Raw genomic sequence first — 17,728 nt, forward strand, 5'->3', positions numbered from 1 at the left:
TCTCGGCCCAGATGGTGCTCCCTCTCCCCATCGTCTGGGCCGAGTGCATGCCCGGGGCAACCCGGAGCAACGGCGTTCACTCACCACACATGGACGGGCCCCGCTGCCTCGAGGCAGCGGAGCCACTTCCGGTGCTGAGTTCCGGTGAGATGAGTTCCGGCGATGAGCGTCGGCGCCGCGCGTCACGCCCTGTGCCGCGGCGTCTCAGGAGCGGCAGCCGGCGGGGACGGCGCCCCGGGCGGCGTACCGGGCACCGGCCCGCCCGCGGCCCCCGTGCCACCGCCCGGCGCGACAGGCGGCACCGGCGGATACCCGGCCGGTCCCGTCCCGCCCGGAGGCGTGCCCGGCGCCGTACCACCGACGACATGGTCACGGCCCGCCGCCTGTTCCCCTTCATGCTCGGCCGTCGGCCGGGACGCCGAAGGCCGGGCCGCGCTCCTCAGCGCGTAGGCCACCGCACCCAGCACCACGGCCGTGATCAACGCGGCGACCCAGTCGGGCAGGACCAGCGAGAGCCCCAGCCCGAGCGCCGCCGCCACGGCGCCACCCGCGTACAGGGCAACCGCACCGGACGCGGCGTACAACGCCGCCTTACGGCGCTGCTCACGGGTCTGCCGGCGCAGCTCGTCCCGTACGGTCTCCCGTGCCACCAGCGCGAGTTCGTCGACCAGATACTTGTCCAGATGTTCCAGATGATCCAAGCGGTCCATGGCGGCCGAGTACCCTCGGCACCGCCCGCGTAACGGCGCGCCACCGGCCGAAACGATCTCCCTCTCCGTCCGGCCCAACTAGGCTTTGCCGCATGGAGATTCTCGGAACCACGCTCCGCATCTGCGTCGACGACCTGGAAGCCGCGGTCCCGTTCTACGAGAGACTCGCGGGCGGACCGGCGATGCGCTTCGAGCGCGGCGGCGTCCAGGTCGCCGCCGTCGGCTGTTTCCTGCTGATGAGCGGCCCCGAGTCCGAGCTGGAGGTCCTGCGGAAGGTCACGGCCACCATCGCGGTCGAGGACGTCGACGAGGCGAACCGGATCCTCACCACCTCCGGCGCCCACGTCCTGGCCGGCCCGATCCCCACCCCGGTGGGCCGCAACCTCATCGCCGTCCACCCCGACGGCTCGGTCTACGAGTACGCGGACCGCCGGACGGCCGGCTAGTCGGTGACGGGGCTGTCGGCCGCGGGCATGACGGACGCTTCTTCCGGCGCGCCGCCGTCCCGCTGTCCCGGCGCGCCGTCCCGCACGTCGTGCCGGTGCCCTGTTCGTGCGGCTCGTCCCGGCGGCTCACCCCTGGGCATCGCCGCGTCGCATCTCGACCGTGAGGGCCCACCGCTGATGGTCCCGCCAGGCGCCGTCGATGAACAGGAAGTCCGGCGAGAACCCCTCCAGACGGAATCCGCACCGGCGGGCGAGGGCGATGGAGGCGGCGTTCCCGGGCTGCACATTGATCTCCAGACGGTGCAGCCCCAGCGCCCCGAACGCGTACTCGACGACCAGCCCGATGCCCTCCCGCATCAGCCCCCGCCCGGCGGCGTGCGCGAACGCCCCGTAGCCGAGGACGCCGCACTGGAAGCCGCCCTCCACGATGTTGTTGATGTTGATGAACCCGGCGATCCCGCCGCCGTCCTTCTCGCACACCAGGAACCCGGCCTTCGTCGGATCCTCGATGAGCCGCCCCGCGTACGCGGCGTACGCGGCGGCTGTGGTCGGCGGAAACAGCCACGGACGGTGCAGGTCCTTACTCTCATGCACCCGTGCGGTGAACTCGGCACCGTCTTGTCTGGTGTAGTGCCGTAGGCCCACTCGCGGGCCCTCGGCGAGGTAGCTCCTGCTGATGTTCTCGGACACCTCGACACGGTACGCCGGGGCACGGACGCCCGCCGCCCGATCACCGGCCCCACCTTCCCAGGGTCTGTCAGCACGTTCCCGCCTCCCTCGCGACGCCATGCGGGCGACGACGGGAATGTGACGCCAGACCTCAGCGCCGCCTCATGAAGAACGCCCCGCACACCGCCCCGATCAACGCCGTCCCCAGCAACGCCAGCCACAGCGGCATCGTGACCTCGGCGAACAGCACCCTGATCTCGGTCGAGCGGGTGTTCTCGAAGATGAACACCAGCCCGAGCGCGGCCAGCGCCCCCACCAGGACCCTGCCGGGCGTCAGCACCTCACTCCACCGCCTGCCGCCGCGCCCCCTGACCCTGTCCGTCGTCGTCCTCTTCGCGCTCATACGACCAGGATGAGCCCCATCGACGGCCGATGCCCGGCGAGCGCGGCCACCGTGTGCGCCCGGTCGCGTCCCGGGGTTCGGACCGCGATCAGACCAGCGCCGGCCCGTCCAGCGTCAGCGTCCGCGCCCGCGTGTCCAGCTCCGCCATAACCCCGAACGGGATGGTCAGCGCGCCGTCGCCGTGGCCGAAACCGAATTCCTCGACCATCGGTACCCCGAGATCGCCGAGGCGGTCGACGAGAAGGGCCCTCAACTGCTCGTACGGGGCGCACTGCGCCCAGGAGCCGAGGACGATCCCGTTGACGCCGTCGAGCCAGCCGGCCCTGAGGAGCTGGGTGAGATAGCGGTCGAGGCGGTAGGTCTCCTCACCGACGTCCTCCAGGCAGAGGAGGGCGCCACGCGCGGAGGGGCGGGCATGGGGGTGGCCGAGTTCGGCGGCGAGGAGGCACAGGCAGCCGCCGAGCAGGACACCCCGGGCGCGGCCGGGTACGAGCGTTGCGCTTCCCCCGGTGGCCCGGATCGTGCGGACCGTCTCGGGGGCGAACAGGGTCGCTCTCAGGTGCTCCTGGGCCCGGCTGTTCTTGAGGAAGTCGACGCCCGCGGCCATGGGGCCGTGCAGAGTGACCAGTCCGGCGCGGGTGGCGAAGGCCTCGTGCAGGGCGGTGATGTCGCTGAAGCCGACGAGGATCTTGGGTCCCGCCGCCCGTATCGCGTCCCAGTCGAGCAGGTCGACCATCCGCTGGACGCCGTAGCCGCCGCGGGCACAGAGCACGGCGGACACGGACGGGTCGCACCAGGCGGCCTGGAAGTCGGCGGCACGGTCGGCGTCGGTTCCCGCGAGGTAGTCGAAGCCGGGGTGCCGGTCGAGCGTGTGGGATGCGACGACGGGGTCGAGGTCCCAGCCGCGCAGGAGGTCCAGTCCGGCGCTGAGCCGCTCCTCGACTACCGGACCGCTGGGGGCGACGACGGCCACCCGGGCGCCGGGGGTGAGACGGGCGGGCCTGGTCAGCGGGGTTGCGGTACGAACCGGGGCGGTCCGGGCGGGTTTCGTCACTTGGTGAGCTCCAGGGTAGGGATACCCGGTGGATTCAACCCGAAGACCTGCGCGTACAGCGACAGCTCCGCCTCCAGGACTCGCACCGTCGTCTCCGCCCGACGGAATCCGTGCCCCTCCCCCTCGAACGCGATGTACGCGTGCGGCACCCGCCGCCCCTTCAGACCGGCCAGGAACCGCTCGCACTGCGCGGGCGGGCAGATCACGTCGTCCAGGCCCTGGAGCAGCAGGAAGGGCGTGGTGATCCGGTCGGCGTGCTCGGTGGGCGACCGCTCCGTGTACCGCATCGGATCCTCGGCCCGCGGTCCGACCAGACTCTCCAGATACTGGGACTCGAAGTCATGCGTGTCCCCCGAGCCCCAGTTCGTGAGGTCGAGGATGGGATACAGGATCGTTCCGCAGGCGTAGACATCGGTGGTGGTGAGCGAGACGGCCGAGGTCCAGCCGCCGGCGCTGCCGCCCCGGATCGCCAGTCGGGTGCGGTCGGCGGTGCCCTCGTCGGCGAGGGCGAGCGCGACGGCCGCACAGTCCTCGACGTCGACCACGCCCCACTGCTCGCGCAGCCGGTTGCGGTACTCCCGCCCGTACCCGGTGGACCCTCCGTAGTTGACCTCGGCGACCCCGATGCCTCGTGAGGTGAAGTACGCGATGGCCAGGTCGAGGACCAGGGGAGCCCGGCTGGTGGGGCCGCCGTGCGCCCAGACCACGTACGGCGGCAGCTCGGTGCTGAAGGCGACGCAGCCGGGGTGGTGCGGCGGGTAGATGTGCGCGTGGATCTCGCGTCCGGCGGGGCCGATGAAGGTGCGGATCTGCGGCTCGGGGTAGTAGGAGGGGTCCACCGGGTCGTCGTGCGCGGCCCCGATCACACGGGCTTCGCCGGTGGCGGCGTCCAGTTCGACCACCTCGTAGGCGCTGCGGGGGCTGGCCCCGATGCCCACGACCCGGCTGCCGTCCACCGCGAGGGACGGGGCGAACTCGGTCCACGGTCCCGCCGCGTCGACGACCTGGCCCGTCTCGATGTCGAGGATGCCGAGCGCGGTGGCGCCCCGCCCGTGCACCACCGCGGCGAGACCGCCCTCCAGCAGTGCGAACCAGTTCCAGCCCACCTTCCACAGCGGCCCGCCGAACTCCTCCTCCCGGGCGCACAGCGCCGTACGCTCGCCGCTGTCGAGGTCGAGGCGGTACAGGTTCCAGTAGCCGGTGCTGTCGCCGCAGTGGACGAGGGTTCCGTCGGCGGCCCACTCGACCTGGGCGACGGATTCGTCCGGGCCACCGGCGACGGCCCGGGGTGTGCCCAGCCGGCCGTCCTCGGTCACCTCGGCGACGAGCAGCGACGTGCCGTCCCAGGGCATGTGGGGATGGTCCCAGGCGAGCCAGGCGGCGCGGCGCCCGTCGGGCGAGAGCCGGGGGCCGGTGACGAAGCGCCGGCTGTCGTCGGTGAGTTCCCGTACGGCGCCCCGGTCCTCGGCCGCCGAACCGTCCAGCGGCACCGCGGCGACGACCCGCCGTACGTCGGTGGGCCCGTCCCCGGTGAACTCCTCCAGGACGCACCACACCTCCGCGCGCTCCGGGTGCGGCCGGAGGTCCACCCAGCGCAGTCCGCCGCCCACCGACGACACCGGGGTGAGGGGGCGGGGCTCACCGCCCGGCTCGTACCGGTAGAGGCGCTGGTCGGCGAAGTTCACGAAGACCACCAGGGGGCCGTCGTCCCGCATGACGCCGGCCCACGGCAGGCCGCCGTACTCCATCACCCGGCTGCGCACGTTCCACGGCGCCGGCAGCACCGGTTCCTCCGTGCCGTCGGCCGTGCGCCGCACGAGTGTGCGTCGGCCGCCTTCGGTGGGCCGTGGTTCGGTCCACCAGACCTCGTCGCCGACGAAGCCCACGAACTCGGGATGGCCGTCGTGCGCGGCGGCGAGTGCCGCGTCGATCGGCGAGGGCCATGAACCGTACGCCAGGGTCTGCACCTTGTTCCCCGTTTCCCTAGGTCCCCCGTGTGCCATGTCTCAGGCCGTCCGCAGAAAGCGGTCGAGTACGCGGACGCCGAAGTGGAGCGCCTCCACAGGGACGCGTTCGTCGACCCCGTGGAAGAGCGCCGCGTAGTCGAAGCCCTCGGGGAGCTTCAGCGGCGCGAAGCCGTAGCCGGTGATACCGAGACGCGAGAACTGCTTGGCGTCCGTGCCGCCCGACATGCAGTAGGGCACCACATGTCCCTCGGGCGCGAACTCCTCGACGGCGGCCCTCATCCGGGCGTACGTCACCGAGTCGACCGGCGCCTGGAGGGCCACCTCGCGGTGCTCGAACTCCCACTGCACGTCGGGGCCGGTGAGCCGGTCGAGGGTCTCGCGGAACTCGTCTTCGCCGCCGGGCAGATACCGCCCGTCTACATGGGCGACGGCTTCCCCCGGAATCACGTTGATCTTGTAACCGGCTTCCAGCATGGTCGGGTTGGCGCTGTTGCGGACGGTCGCCTCGACCAGGGCGGCGGCCGGGCCGAGCTTGTCGAGCAGCCGGTCGAGATCCTGGGGGGCGTCGAGGTCGGCCTCGACGCCGTACAGCGCGGCGAGTTCGGTGAGGGCGGCGCGGACGGTCGGGGTGAGCCGGACGGGCCACTCGTGCGCGCCGATCCGGGCGATCGCTCCCGCCAGCCGGGTCACCGCGTTGGCCCGGTTCACCTTGGAGCCGTGGCCGGCCCGTCCGCGCGCGGTGAGCTTGAGCCAGCCCGTGCCGCGCTCCCCTGCCGCGATCGGATAGAGCAGTCGTCCGGCGCCGTCGTGGAAGGTGAAGGCCCCCGACTCGCTGATGCCCTCGGTGCAGCCCTCGAAGAGGCCGGGGTGTTCGTCGGCGAGGAATCCGGAGCCGTCCTCGGCGCTCGCCTCCTCGTCGGCGGTGAAGGCGATCACGATGTCCCTGCGGGGCCGTACGCCCGCGCGCGCCCAGTGCCGGACAACGGCGAGGATCATCGCGTCCATGTTCTTCATGTCGACCGCGCCCCGGCCCCAGACCACGCCGTCGCGGATCTCCCCGGAGAACGGGTGCACGCTCCAGTCCTCAGCCCGCGCGGGCACCACGTCCAGATGGCCGTGGACGAGCAGCGCGTCCGCCGACGGGTCGGTGCCCTCGATCCGCGCGACGACGTTGGTCCGGCCCTCGGTCCGCTCCAGCAGTGTGGGCTCCGGGCCCGCCTCGGCCAGCAGCGCGGCCGCGTACTCGGCGGCGGGCCGCTCCCGGCAGTCCCCACCGCCGCGGTTGGTGGTGTCGATGCGGATGAGCTCGGAGGTGAACCGCACGACCTCGTCCAGCGCCTGCTGTCCGGGGGGCCCGGCGGGGGTCACGGGCTGTGCCTGCTCAGCCATAGGTCTCCTCCACGGCGGCCGAGACGATCGTGGTGACCGCCTTGAAGGTGCGGATCGCCTCGTACATCGTCGGGCTGGTGTACGCGACCTTGCGCTCACCGATACGGGACGCACCCGGCACGACGGTCGCGGCCATCGCCAGATGCTCGGCATCGAACTCCAGCGCCACGGTGAACGGCCCGCCTCTGACCGGTTCGTGACGCACCGCCAGCGACGCGGCCTCCTTCGCGGCCGCACGGATGTCGGCGGCCGTCCTCGCCGGCGTGCGGCACACCGCCGCGTACCGCGAGACATGGTCCTTGACCGCCACTTTGAGCGCCCCGGGCGCATATCCCAGGGCGTCCTCGCATGCCACGTCGTCGCCGGTCACCAGCACCACCGGTACCCCGAACTCCGCGACCACATGCGAGTTGAGCAGTCCCTCGCTGGCCCGCTCGTCGTTCACCCACACCCCGGTGATGGAGTTCGCCAGGTAGGTGTGGGCCAGGACGCCCTCCATGCCGGCGCCCGCGTGATAGCCGACGAACGCGATGCCGTCCACGTCCCCGTGCTGCACGCCCTCCACCATGGACAGCGCCTTGTGCCGGCCGGTCAGCATCTGCGCCCGCTCGTCCAGGTGCTCCAGCAGCAGATTGCGCATCGTCCAGTGCGCCTCGTTGATCAGCACCTCGTCCGCGCCGCCGTCGAAGAACCCGAGCACGGCGGCGTTCACGTCCGAGGTGAACATCGAACGACACCGCTCCCACTGCGGCGTCCCCGGCAGCACGTCGGCCGGCCAGGTGACACCGGTGGCGCCCTCCATGTCGGCGCTGATGAGGATCTTCATGCCTCGAACCGTACGCGCTCGTGACGATGCGCGGCACGCCTGTGGATAACTCCCACCATCGCGGCCCACAGTCGCACATCGGTTCGACTCGTGAACATCGCTACGTCGTCCGCCCCTCCACGTACCACCGCGACGACAGTTCGATCCGGGTGCCCGCGGCCGTGTGGTCGGTGGTGAGCAGCGGTAGTTCCCCGCCAGCGAGGACGGTGAGGCCGACGGCGCGCAGGTACCCGGGGGTGTGGCGTCACGCGATTCGCCCGCTGGGAGCCTCCGGCGCGCACGCAGGCCACCCGGGGGCGCACGATTGCCTCGTACGTCCCCGCAGGACCACCCTTCCCGGCCCCGGCCCCGGCCGCCGAGCTCGCCGGACCCGGCCACGCCGCACCCCGGTCGACAGACCCCTCAGTCGGCGTACCCCAACTCCAGGTCACGTTCGGTCCGCCCGCCGGCGGCGACCTGGAGCACCGTCGCGACGGGGGGATATCCGGTGGCGATGACCGTGTACTCGCCGGACGGGAGGTCGACGAACCGGAACCTTCCGTCGATGCCGGTGGTGACGGTGTCCACGACGTCGCCCCCGACGTCGAGGAGGGTGACGCGCGCGTCCTCCACCGGGCGCCCACCCCCGGCGCGGACCGTGCCCCGCAGGACGGCTCCCCCGGTCAGCTCGACGTCCTGGCGGGTCTCGCGGGCGGCCCGGACGGTGACGGGCAGCGCGGCCGGCCGGTAGGAGTGGGAACTGGCGGCGAGGGTGTACTCCCCGGCGACCAGTTCGGTGATGAGGTACTCGCCCTTCTCACCGGTGCGGGTGGTCACCACGACCTCGCCGTGGACGTCGGTGAGCGTGAGGGTGGCGTCGCTCACCGCCCGGCCGTCGGCGGTCCGTACGGCCCCGACCAGGCGTCCCGCACCGCCGAGCACGATGTCGACGTCGATGGGGTGCTCTCCGACGGTGACGCTCACCGCCTGCGGCCGGTGACCGCCGGCAGCCGCGATCAGCACGTACGCCCCGGGCCCCGGCGTCGACAGCGCGTACCGCCCGTCCTCGCCGCTGCCGCCGCGCCCGGTCTGCCGACCGGAGGCGTCGATGAGGGTGAGCGCGGCCCGGGGCACGACGGTGCCGTCGGGATGCCGGACCGTGCCCCAGACGGGGATTCCGGGGGCGTACGCCGCGCGGGCCTGCGGAATCCGTACGGACGGCGTGGGCTCGGCGGGTGCCTCGTCCGAGGCCACCGGTGGCCTCTCCTTGAGGAAGCATGCGACGAGGAGTCCGAGGACGAGCACCGGCATGAGGTACGGGAAGATTCCCGGCACGGCCTCGGCCCAGGCCGCCACGTAGGTGTCGCGCAGCGGGGCGGGCAGGGCGTGGACGAGGTCGGGGGTGAGTGCGTCGGGGTCGGGGAGGACGGCGGCCGCGCGGGTGGGCAGCCGGTCGGTGAGCCGGTCCAGGAGGAGCGCGCCGAACACGGCCACGCCCACGCAGCCGCCGATCTGCCGGAGGTAGGTGTGGGCGGCGGTGGCGGCCCCGGCGTCGGCGGGGCGTACGGAGTTCTGAACGGCGAGGACCAGGACGGGCATCACCATGCCGATGCCCGCGCCGAGGACGGCCGTCCAGATGCCGAAGTGCAGCCGAGGTGTGCCGGTCTCCGTGCCGGACAGCAGCCACATGCCGAGGAGGGTCAGGGCCGTGCCGAGGACGGGGTACGCCCGGTAGTGGCCGGTGCGGCTGATGAGTTGGCCACAGACGACGGAGGCGCCGACGAGGCCGGCCATCATCGGCAGCATGAGCAGCCCCGACTCGGTCGCGGAGATCCCGCCCACCATCCGGAGCTGGATCGGCAGGTGACTGGCCGCGCCGAACAGGGCGACGCCGATGGCCGCTCCCACCCACCCGGTCACCACGAAGACCGGGTCCCTCAACAGCCGCAGCGGAATGAGGGGTTGGGACGCGAACCGCTCGGCGAGGAGGAAGAGGAGGGTTGCCACGAGCGTGCCGGCGCCGAGCCAGAGGACGGTCCGCGAGTTCCACGCGTAGGTGGTACCGCCCCATCCGGCCAGCAGGACCAGACCGGTCGACGCGGCGGCGAGCAGCAGCGCACCCGGCACGTCGAGACGTCCCTTGGCGGTGGGCTTCGGCAGTTTCAGCGCGAAGGTGACGACGGCGAGGGCGATGAGCCCGAAGGGCATATTGACGTGGAAGCACCACCGCCAGGAGAAGTGATCCGTGAGCCAGCCGCCGAGGAGCGGGCCCGCGACGGAGGCGAGTCCGAACACGGCGCCGACCAGGCCCAGACAGCGGCCCCGGCTCCGCGCCGGCACGATGTCGGCCAGGACCGCCTGCACGCCGATCATGAGGCCGCCCGCGCCCACGCCCTGAAGCGCGCGGAAGGCGATGAGCTGGTCCATGCTCCGGGAGAGGCCGGCGAGGGCGGAACCGGCCACGAAGATCACGAGTGCGAGCTGGAGAGCGCCCTTGCGGCCGCGGAGCTCGCCCAGCCTGCCGTGGAGCGGCAGGGTGACGCCGGCGGCGAGCAGATACGCCGTGACGGTCCAGGACATCCGGTGCAGGCCGTGCAGCTCGCCGACGATCTCGGGGAGCGCGGTGGCGACGACCATCTGCTCCAGCGCGGCGAGGAGCAGGATGAGCAGGAGCGCGGAGAAGACCAGCCGGACGCGGCGCGGGCCGAGCGGGGGAGGTCCGTCCGCCGGTGGCGGTGTCGCGGGTGTGGTGGCCGGTTCGTCCTTCACCAGTGTGACCGCGCTCATGCGTACCGCTCCCCTCGTCGCACTTACCGCACAATTCCCGCGTCAAGCGGCAACTGTCGGCAAGTGCGGCGAGTTACGGCATTTCGGGAAGCATCGGGGAGATCCACCCGAACCGGTGAGGACGCCAACGCGTCCCGGTGGTGCCCCCGGTGCACAGGGCCCCGTCCCGGATTTACGCCCCGGCCGTGGCGTCACCCGGCACACCCCCGCTCCGGCGACGCTACTTCTCGACCTCGGCGGCGAGGTTGGCGAGCAGGGCGTCGTAGATCCGGCCGAGGCCCTTGGGGGCGAAGGTCTTCTCGAAGAATCCGCCGATGCCGCCCGCGCCCTGCCAGGTGGTGGTGACGACGACACGGGACTTGCCCTCGCCGGCCGGCGTGACCCGCCAGACGGTGACCATGGTGGAGTTGCGGTCCTTCTCGACCAGTTCGCCGTCGGAGGGCTCGGTGACCTCCAGCAGGCAGTCGCGGACGCGCTTGCTGGTGGCCTGGAGCTTCCAGTGGACGAGGGTGCCCTCCCCGTCACCGCCCTCGCGCACCTCGTACTCGCTGAAGTGCTGCGGCATCAGCTTCTCGCGTGCGCCGCTGTACTCGGCCAGGGTGTCGAACACCGTCTCCGCGTCCGCCGCGACGACTCGTTCAGTCGTGGCCTCGACCTGCGCCATTGCACTTCCTCCAGCACTTGGTAACTCGGGGATGTGCGGAAAGCCAACCACCACCCTGCCGGACGGCCCAAATCGGGGTGCCCCAAGGGGCGGGAGCGGGCCACCCGGACAGCCCTCGCCGACACCTCCACACGATGTTCGAAAACCAGTTCGCACGATCAAGGGAACATGTGTTCTATTCTGGGTCCAGAGCGACCGAGGAGGCGTCCATGCGCTGGGACCATCTGGCCGAGAACCCCGCCACGGCCCGTGACGCCGCGCTGTTCGGCGCGGACAGGGTGACGAGCCGGACCTTCGACACTCCGGAGTTCCGCGGGATGACCTTCCACGAGGTGCGGGCGAAGACGATCGTGAACCGGGTGCCTGGCGCCTCACGCATGCCGTTCGAGTGGACGGTGAACCCCTACCGGGGGTGCTCCCACGCGTGCGTCTACTGCTTCGCCCGCAAGACCCACGGTTATCTGGACCTCGACACGGGCCTCGACTTCGACTCCCAGATCGTGGTGAAGATCAACGCGCCCGAGCTGCTGCGCCGCCAACTGGCCTCGCCACGCTGGCGAGGCGAGCACATCGCCATGGGCACCAACGTGGACTGCTACCAGCGCGCCGAGGGCCGCTACCGCCTGATGCCGGGCATCATCGCCGCCCTGCGCGACCACGCGAACCCCTTCTCGATCCTGACCAAGGGCACGCTGATCCTGCGCGACCTGGAGCTGATCCGGCAGGCGGCGGAGGTCACCGAGGTCGGCATCTCGGTCTCCGTCGGCTTCACCGAGCACGAGTTGTGGCGCACGGTGGAGCCGGGCACTCCCGCCCCCGAGCGCCGACTGGACGTGGTGCGCGCCTTCACCGACGCGGGCATCGGCTGCGGGGTACTGATGGCCCCCGTGCTCCCCTTCCTCAGCGACCACCCGGACCGGCTGCGCGCCACCGTACGGGCCGTCGCGGCCTGTGGCGCCACCTCCGTGACCCCGCTGGTGCTGCATCTGCGGCCCGGCGCGCGCGAGTGGTACATGGCCTGGCTGGAGCGCCATCACCCCCACCTCGTACGGCGTTACGAGCGGCTGTACGCGGAGGGCGCCTACGCCCCGAAGTGGTACCAGCGCCATATCACCCGTCAGGTCCACGAACTGGCACAGGAGTACGGGATGGGACCGAGGCGGGCCGAACCGCCGAGGCGGGCACCGGCGCGTGAACCGGCCGCGCCGGAGACGGTCCCGACCACCGAACCGATCCAGCTGACCCTTCTCTGACCCCTCCGAGCGCATCCGGGCGCTTCCGCCGCCCGATCGGGTCAAGTCTCGTCGGAACGAGTTCTTCTCCGGGCGCGGTCCGGGACGATGCGACGAAGGCCGTGGCGTGCACGGCCCGAAATCCTCCGTCCTGGGAGGCATGACGATGAAGAAACGCGCAGCCGCTCTGTGCGGTGCCGCCGCGGTGTTGGCCGGGATGGTCACGGCGGTCCCGGCCGGCGCGAGCGGCGGTTCCGCCACCGCTCCGGTGGTGGGGCTCGCTTGGAAGAAGTGCGCCACCGGTGACTATCCGACGCTCCAGTGCGCGTCCCTGAAAGTGCCGTTGGACCACCGCGAGCCGAACGGCAGGAAGATCACGCTCGCCCTCTCCCGCGTCCCGCACACCGCGAAGACGTATCAGGGACCGCTGCTGGTCAACCCGGGCGGCCCCGGCGGCAGCGGGCTCACCCTCGCCGGGTTCGTCGCGTCCTCGCTACCGAAGAAGGTTGCGGCGCAGTACGACGTCATCGGTTTCGACCCGCGCGGGGTCGGCGCCAGCAGGCCCGCGCTCAACTGCCGGCCGGGCCACTTCGCGCCGGTGCGCCCCGACTCCCTGCCGGCCACCTCGAAGACCGAGCGGGCCAACCTCGAGCGCGTCGAGTCGTTCGTCGAGGCCTGCGTCGGCAAGTACGCGGACGTGCTGCCGTACATCGACACGGTCAGCGCGGTCAAGGACATGGACGCCATCCGCGCGGCCCTCGGCGCCGGGAAGATCAACTACTTCGGGTACTCCTACGGCACCTATCTGGGCGCGGTGTACGCCAAACTCTTCCCGAACCGGGTGCGGCGTGCGGTGCTGGACTCGGTCGTCGATCCCACCGGGGTCTGGCACGACGACAACCTCCAGCAGGACCACGCGTTCAACGACCGCCACCGGGCGCTGATGGCGTGGATCGCCAAGAACGACAAGACGTACAGGCTCGGCAACGATCCGGAGAGGATCGAGGCCAAGTGGTACGCGATGCGGTCGGCGCTGGCCAGGAAGCCGGCGGACGGCAAGGTGGGCGCCTCCGAACTGGAGGACACGTTCATGCCCGGCGGCTACTACAACGGCTACTGGCCCCATCTCGCGGAGGCGTTCGCGGCCTTCGTCAACAAGAAGGACGACGATCCGCTGGTCGAGGCGTACGAGAACTTCGGTGCCGTCGACGCGTCCGGCGAGAACGGCTACAGCGTCTACGCCTCGGTGCAGTGCCGTGACGCGTCCTGGCCGCGCGACTGGGACCAGTGGCGCGACGACAACTGGGCGGTGTACGACAAGGCACCGTTCATGACCTGGAACAACGCTTGGTACAACGCACCGTGCGCGTTCTGGCCCACGAAGTCCCTGACCCCCGTGGACGTCTCCAACACCGCGCTGCCGCCGGTCCTGATCCTCCAGGCCACGGACGACGCGGCCACTCCGTACGAGGGCGGAGTCGTCACCCACCACCTGCTGAGCGGCTCCAGCCTGGTCGTCGAGCAGGGCGGCGGCAACCACGGCATCACGCTGAGCGGCAACGCCTGCCTGGACGGACACCTGGCGAGGTACCTGTCCGACGGCACGGTGCCGCGCGGCCAGGGCGAGGCGGACGCCGTCTGCGAGAAGCTCCCCGATCCCAAGCCCCTGAGCGCCAAGCCCTCGTCCACCTCCTCCCGAGGTTCCATGCTGCACGGGCTGCTGGGCTTCCGCGGCTGAGCAGCGTCGTGGTGGTCCCCCACTAATTCGGGGGACTACCACGACCGGTGCCCTTAGGGTGCCGCCATGGAGGACGACCTGCGCATACGCGCGATGACCCTGGCCGACTGCCACCCCGTCTCCGAGATCCGCGTCGAGGGCTGGCGGACCGCCTACGCCGGGCTGGTACCGCGCTCGTACCTCGACGCGATGGACGTGGACGAGGACGCCGAGAAGCGCCGCGCGATGCTCTCGAACCCGGACAGCCCGGTGCGGAACCTGATCGCCGAGCGGGCCGGGCAGGTCGTCGGCTGGGCGGCGTACGGCCCGTACCGCGACGGCGAAGTCCGCACCGGAGACGCCGAGTTGTACGCGCTCTACGTGCGACCGGGACACTGGGGCGACGGGGTCGGTGAAGCACTGCTGCGCGCCGCGACCGAGCGCTGCGCGGCTGCCGGACAAGGCCGCGTACTCCTGTGGGTCCTGAAGGAGAACGCCCGGGCGCGCCGCTTCTACGAACATCACGGCTTCACACCGGACGGCGCGGAGGAGCCCTTCGAGGTGGACGGGGTCGAAGTCCCCGAGGTGCGGTACACACGCGTCCCCTGAAGGGCGCGGGGAACGGCGCCACCACCGCCCACCCGGCCCACAGCCGGGCGAGCGGCCCTCCCCGCTCGGAACTACCCCTGTCTGGGAATACGAGCCAACGCGTGCACCGCCGCCTCCGCGAGGCGCGGATGAGCGAGGGCGTCCCGCAACACGGGCTCGGCCCGAGCGTCCCCCAGAGCTCCCAGGCCCTCCACACAGGCGAGCGCCACCCGCCGATAGGGGTCGTGCGGCCCGAGGCGCCGCCGGAGCGTGGTGATCAGGGCGGGCACGGCCTCGGGCGCCCGGAGTTCGACGAGCAACCGCACGGGGTGCAGGGCATAGGCGACGCGCAGTTCGTTCGTGGCCAGGGCGGCGGCCGCACGCGCGGTACGGGGGTCGCCGAGCCGGGCCAGCGCATGGGCCGCGGCGGCGCATCGCGGCGGATCCCGGTGGTTCAGCAGCAGGACGAGTGACTCGAAGGCCCGGTGGTCCCCCGCGACGCCCAACCGGAACGCCGCCAGCTCCCGTGCCCAGAGTGGTTGCCCCGGCTCGGTCAGGACGGCCGCCAGCTCGTCCGTGGACTCCGTCGTGACGAGGCGCTCGTACTCCGCCGCGCCCCCCGACTCGCCCCGCACACGCTCCGTGAGTGATCGCAACTCCTCGTCCATGCTCCCGAGCGTACGGGCGGGGGCGCGGTTCGGGGACGCACATCACAAACCCGAGGGCTGGCGCGCTCGTTACCCACCGGTTAAGCTCAGACGAGCGAGATACCCCCTCGCGTTCGCTCGCGGCGGTTTGGTGACGCAGCCGTTGTGAGCGCAGTCGGTTCGGTACCTGGAGTACCAGTACGGCTCGGCCTCGGGACAGGGCCGGTCGGTTCAGCCGTTTCCCCGGGCGTGTGCACGTCCTCGGTGACGGCACCGGGCGTGTGCGTTCATCAGCCCGGTCACCACCAGCACCCGCACTCCACGCGCTGTTCGCGCGCTCTTCGCGTATCCGCAGCGCTTCCCCGTCGTCACCCTCATTTCTGGAGTCCCGCGATGGCCACTCCCCTTTCCGACTCGTCGCTGTCCCCGCAGTCCCCGTTCCGGACGATCGCCGTCGTCGGCCTCGGCACCATGGGCACCGGTATCACCGAGGTGCTGACCCGGGCCGGCCGTGAGGTCATCGGTATCGACATCAGCGAGGCCGCGGCCTCGCGAGCCGTCGCCGCGCTGGAGGCCACCACCGAACGTGCCGTGGCGCGCGGGCGGATCACCGAGCGGGAGCGCGGTGACGCCCTCGCCCGCTTCCGCACCTTCACGGATCTGCAGGCCGCGGCCGACGCCGACCTGGTGATCGAGGTGGTTCCGGAGTCGTACGAGATCAAGCAGCAGGTCTTCCGCGAGCTGGACGCGATCGTGCGCCCGGAGGCCGTCCTCGCCACCGGCACAAACGCCCTGTCGGTGACCCGGCTGGCCGCCGAGTCGGCGCGTCCGGAGCGGGTCCTCGGGCTGCACTTCTTCAACCCGGCACCCGCGATGAAGCTGGTCGAGGTCGTCTCCTCGGTGCTGACCTCGCCCCAGGCCGTCGCCTCGGTCACGGATCTCGCCCTCGATCTGGGCAAGGAGCCCGTCGCCGTCGGCGACCGGCCCGGTTTCGTGGCCGACGGGCTGCTGTTCGGCTACCTCAACCAGGCCGCCGCGATGTACGAGGCCAAGTACGCCTCCCGTGAGGACATCGACGCGGCGATGCGGCTCGGCTGCGGTCTCCCGATGGGCCCGCTGGCCCTGCTGGACCTGATCGGCATCGACACCGCGCGAACGGTTCTGGAGGCCATGTACGCGGCCTCGCACGACCGGCTGCACGCGCCGGCGCCCATCCTCAGGCAGCTCAGCGAGGCGGGTCTGACCGGCCGCAAGTCGGGGCGCGGCTTCTACTCCTACGAGGCCCCCGGCTCCGCCACCGTCGTGCCGGACGCGCTGACGCCGCTGGACGGGGTCGCCACGGCTCCCGGCCGCACCGTCCGCTCGGTGGGTGTCGCGGGGTCCGGGACCATGGCGTCCGGGATCGCCGAGGTGTTCGCGAAGGCCGGGTACGAGGTGGTGCTGGCCGCCCGCAGCGAGGAGAAGGCGCAGGCCGCGAAGGCCCGCATCGGCAAGTCGCTCGCGCGCTCCGTCGACAAGGGCCGGATGACGGTCGAGGCGGCGGCCGAGACGCTGGACCGGATCACCCCGGCGGGTTCCTACGACGCCTTCGAGGACGTCGATCTGGCGCTGGAGGCGGTGGCCGAGGACCTGGAGGTCAAGCGGCAGTTGTTCGCGACCTTCGACAAGGTCTGCAAGCCGGGCGCGATCCTCGCCACGACCACCTCCTCGCTGCCCGTGGTCGCCTGCGCCCGCGCCACCTCGCGCCCGCAGGACGTGATCGGGATGCACTTCTTCAACCCGGCGCCGGCGATGAAGCTGGTCGAGGTGGTGCGCACGGTCCTGACCGGCGACGACGTGCACGCCACCGTGCGCGAGTTGTGTGCGAAGGTCCGCAAGCACCCGGTGGACTGCGGCGACCGGGCCGGATTCATCGTGAACGCGCTGCTGTTCCCGTACCTGAACAACGCGATCAAGATGGTTCAGGAGCACTACGCGACCCTGGACGACATCGACGCGGCCATGAAGCTGGGCGGCGGCTACCCGATGGGTCCGTTCGAACTGCTGGACGTGGTCGGGCTGGACGTGTCGCTGGCCATCGAGAAGGTCCTGCACCGCGAGTTCCGCGACCCGGGGCTGGCCCCGGCGCCGCTGCTGGAGCACCTGGTGGCCGCGGGCTGCCTCGGCCGCAAGACGGGCCGTGGCTTCCGCGAATATGCCAAGCGCTGAGGGGGCGGGCGACGAGTTCGGCACGGCCGGGGGCCCGGTGTCCTCGCCGTCGGTCCGGCTGTCGGGCGCGGCGGAGACGAACCCGACTTCCCCACCCGCGTCGGGTGACCCGCTGGAGGGGCCGAAGGCGAGGACCGAACCGGTGCGCCGCCCGGCGGAGCCCGAACCCGCGAACAGCCCGGCGGCCGGCGCAAGCCGTCCCGCCAAACCCGCAGCCGACGCAAGCCGTCCCGGCGGGTCGGCAGCCGACCCGAGCCACTCCAGCCGGTCGGCGACCGACGCGGGCTGGGGCGGTCTGCTCGGCCCGGGCAGCCGCCCTGCGTCGGCCCGTTCCACCGTCTCCACACCCGGCCGGCCCTCCGCCTCTCCGGCCACCGACCTGGTGGCGCCCCCGTCCCGGCCGAGCGGGGAGATGGCGGGACATGCGCACTCTCCTGCACGG

15 protein-coding genes are annotated in these 17,728 nt (G+C 71.9%); 5 read left to right on the forward strand and 10 right to left on the reverse strand.

All coding sequences use genetic code 11. The annotated features are described in order from the left end of the window. Positions 1-182 precede the first annotated feature (182 nt). A complete protein-coding gene (locus ACFY9I_RS01750; protein WP_390995121.1) occupies positions 183-710 on the reverse strand; it encodes a phage holin family protein in 528 nt (175 codons plus the stop codon). Between the two features lie 92 nt (positions 711-802). Between ACFY9I_RS01750 and ACFY9I_RS01755 the strand changes: the two genes are divergently transcribed. Further along, positions 803-1,156, forward strand: a complete 354-nt coding sequence (locus ACFY9I_RS01755; protein ID WP_390995124.1) for a VOC family protein — start codon at positions 803-805, stop codon at positions 1,154-1,156. A gap of 126 nt (positions 1,157-1,282) precedes the next feature. On the opposite strand, the gene ACFY9I_RS01760 is transcribed toward ACFY9I_RS01755, so the two are convergent. From ACFY9I_RS01760 to ACFY9I_RS01795, 8 genes are all read right to left on the reverse strand, one after another. Then, positions 1,283-1,846, reverse strand: coding sequence for a GNAT family N-acetyltransferase (locus ACFY9I_RS01760; protein WP_390995126.1), 564 nt, complete (start codon positions 1,844-1,846; stop codon positions 1,283-1,285). A 130-nt stretch (positions 1,847-1,976) separates the two neighbouring features. Next, entirely contained in the window at positions 1,977-2,228 is a 252-nt protein-coding gene (locus ACFY9I_RS01765) for a lipopolysaccharide assembly protein LapA domain-containing protein (RefSeq protein ID WP_390995128.1), read from the reverse strand. Between the two features lie 88 nt (positions 2,229-2,316). After that, a complete protein-coding gene (locus ACFY9I_RS01770) occupies positions 2,317-3,282 on the reverse strand; it encodes an LD-carboxypeptidase (RefSeq protein ID WP_390995131.1) in 966 nt (321 codons plus the stop codon). Beyond that, positions 3,279-5,285 (reverse strand): LpqB family beta-propeller domain-containing protein, encoded by a 2,007-nt coding sequence (locus tag ACFY9I_RS01775; RefSeq protein WP_390995134.1) that lies wholly within the window; start codon positions 5,283-5,285, stop codon positions 3,279-3,281. Before ACFY9I_RS01775 ends, ACFY9I_RS01770 begins: the two co-directional genes overlap by 4 nt. A gap of 3 nt (positions 5,286-5,288) precedes the next feature. Next, on the reverse strand, positions 5,289-6,638 hold the full coding sequence (locus tag ACFY9I_RS01780) for a M20/M25/M40 family metallo-hydrolase (RefSeq protein WP_390995136.1): 1,350 nt from the start codon (positions 6,636-6,638) through the stop codon (positions 5,289-5,291). Further along, complete coding sequence (locus ACFY9I_RS01785) at positions 6,631-7,464, reverse strand: M55 family metallopeptidase (RefSeq protein WP_390995139.1); 834 nt, start codon at positions 7,462-7,464, stop codon at positions 6,631-6,633. The genes ACFY9I_RS01780 and ACFY9I_RS01785 overlap by 8 nt, the downstream gene beginning before the upstream one ends. Before the next feature lie 402 nt (positions 7,465-7,866). Continuing rightward, entirely contained in the window at positions 7,867-10,230 is a 2,364-nt protein-coding gene (locus ACFY9I_RS01790) for an MFS transporter (protein ID WP_390995141.1), read from the reverse strand. A gap of 220 nt (positions 10,231-10,450) precedes the next feature. Continuing rightward, positions 10,451-10,894 carry an SRPBCC family protein gene (locus tag ACFY9I_RS01795; protein ID WP_390995143.1) on the reverse strand — a complete coding sequence of 148 codons (444 nt, stop codon included), beginning with the start codon at positions 10,892-10,894 and terminating at the stop codon, positions 10,451-10,453. A gap of 209 nt (positions 10,895-11,103) precedes the next feature. Here ACFY9I_RS01795 and ACFY9I_RS01800 point away from each other — a divergent pair, with 209 nt between their 5' ends. The 3 genes from ACFY9I_RS01800 to ACFY9I_RS01810 all read left to right on the forward strand — a co-directional run bounded on the left by ACFY9I_RS01800 (position 11,104) and on the right by ACFY9I_RS01810 (position 14,452). Further along, positions 11,104-12,147 carry an Rv2578c family radical SAM protein gene (locus tag ACFY9I_RS01800; RefSeq protein WP_390995145.1) on the forward strand — a complete coding sequence of 348 codons (1,044 nt, stop codon included), beginning with the start codon at positions 11,104-11,106 and terminating at the stop codon, positions 12,145-12,147. Between the two features lie 145 nt (positions 12,148-12,292). Then, positions 12,293-13,864 (forward strand): alpha/beta fold hydrolase, encoded by a 1,572-nt coding sequence (locus ACFY9I_RS01805; protein WP_390995147.1) that lies wholly within the window; start codon positions 12,293-12,295, stop codon positions 13,862-13,864. A gap of 66 nt (positions 13,865-13,930) precedes the next feature. Then, positions 13,931-14,452 (forward strand): GNAT family N-acetyltransferase, encoded by a 522-nt coding sequence (locus ACFY9I_RS01810; RefSeq protein ID WP_390995149.1) that lies wholly within the window; start codon positions 13,931-13,933, stop codon positions 14,450-14,452. Between the two features lie 71 nt (positions 14,453-14,523). Here the strand turns inward: ACFY9I_RS01810 and ACFY9I_RS01815 are convergent, their stop codons facing one another. Continuing rightward, positions 14,524-15,099: an adenylosuccinate lyase gene (locus tag ACFY9I_RS01815; RefSeq protein WP_390995152.1), complete on the reverse strand. Its 576-nt coding sequence runs from the start codon at positions 15,097-15,099 to the stop codon at positions 14,524-14,526. A gap of 372 nt (positions 15,100-15,471) precedes the next feature. Between ACFY9I_RS01815 and ACFY9I_RS01820 the strand changes: the two genes are divergently transcribed. Further along, positions 15,472-17,286: a 3-hydroxybutyryl-CoA dehydrogenase gene (locus ACFY9I_RS01820; protein ID WP_390995155.1), complete on the forward strand. Its 1,815-nt coding sequence runs from the start codon at positions 15,472-15,474 to the stop codon at positions 17,284-17,286. The last annotated feature ends 442 nt before the right edge of the window (positions 17,287-17,728 follow it).

It is taken from the genome of Streptomyces sp. NPDC012510 (assembly GCF_042955065.1).
GTDB lineage: Bacteria > Actinomycetota > Actinomycetes > Streptomycetales > Streptomycetaceae > Streptomyces.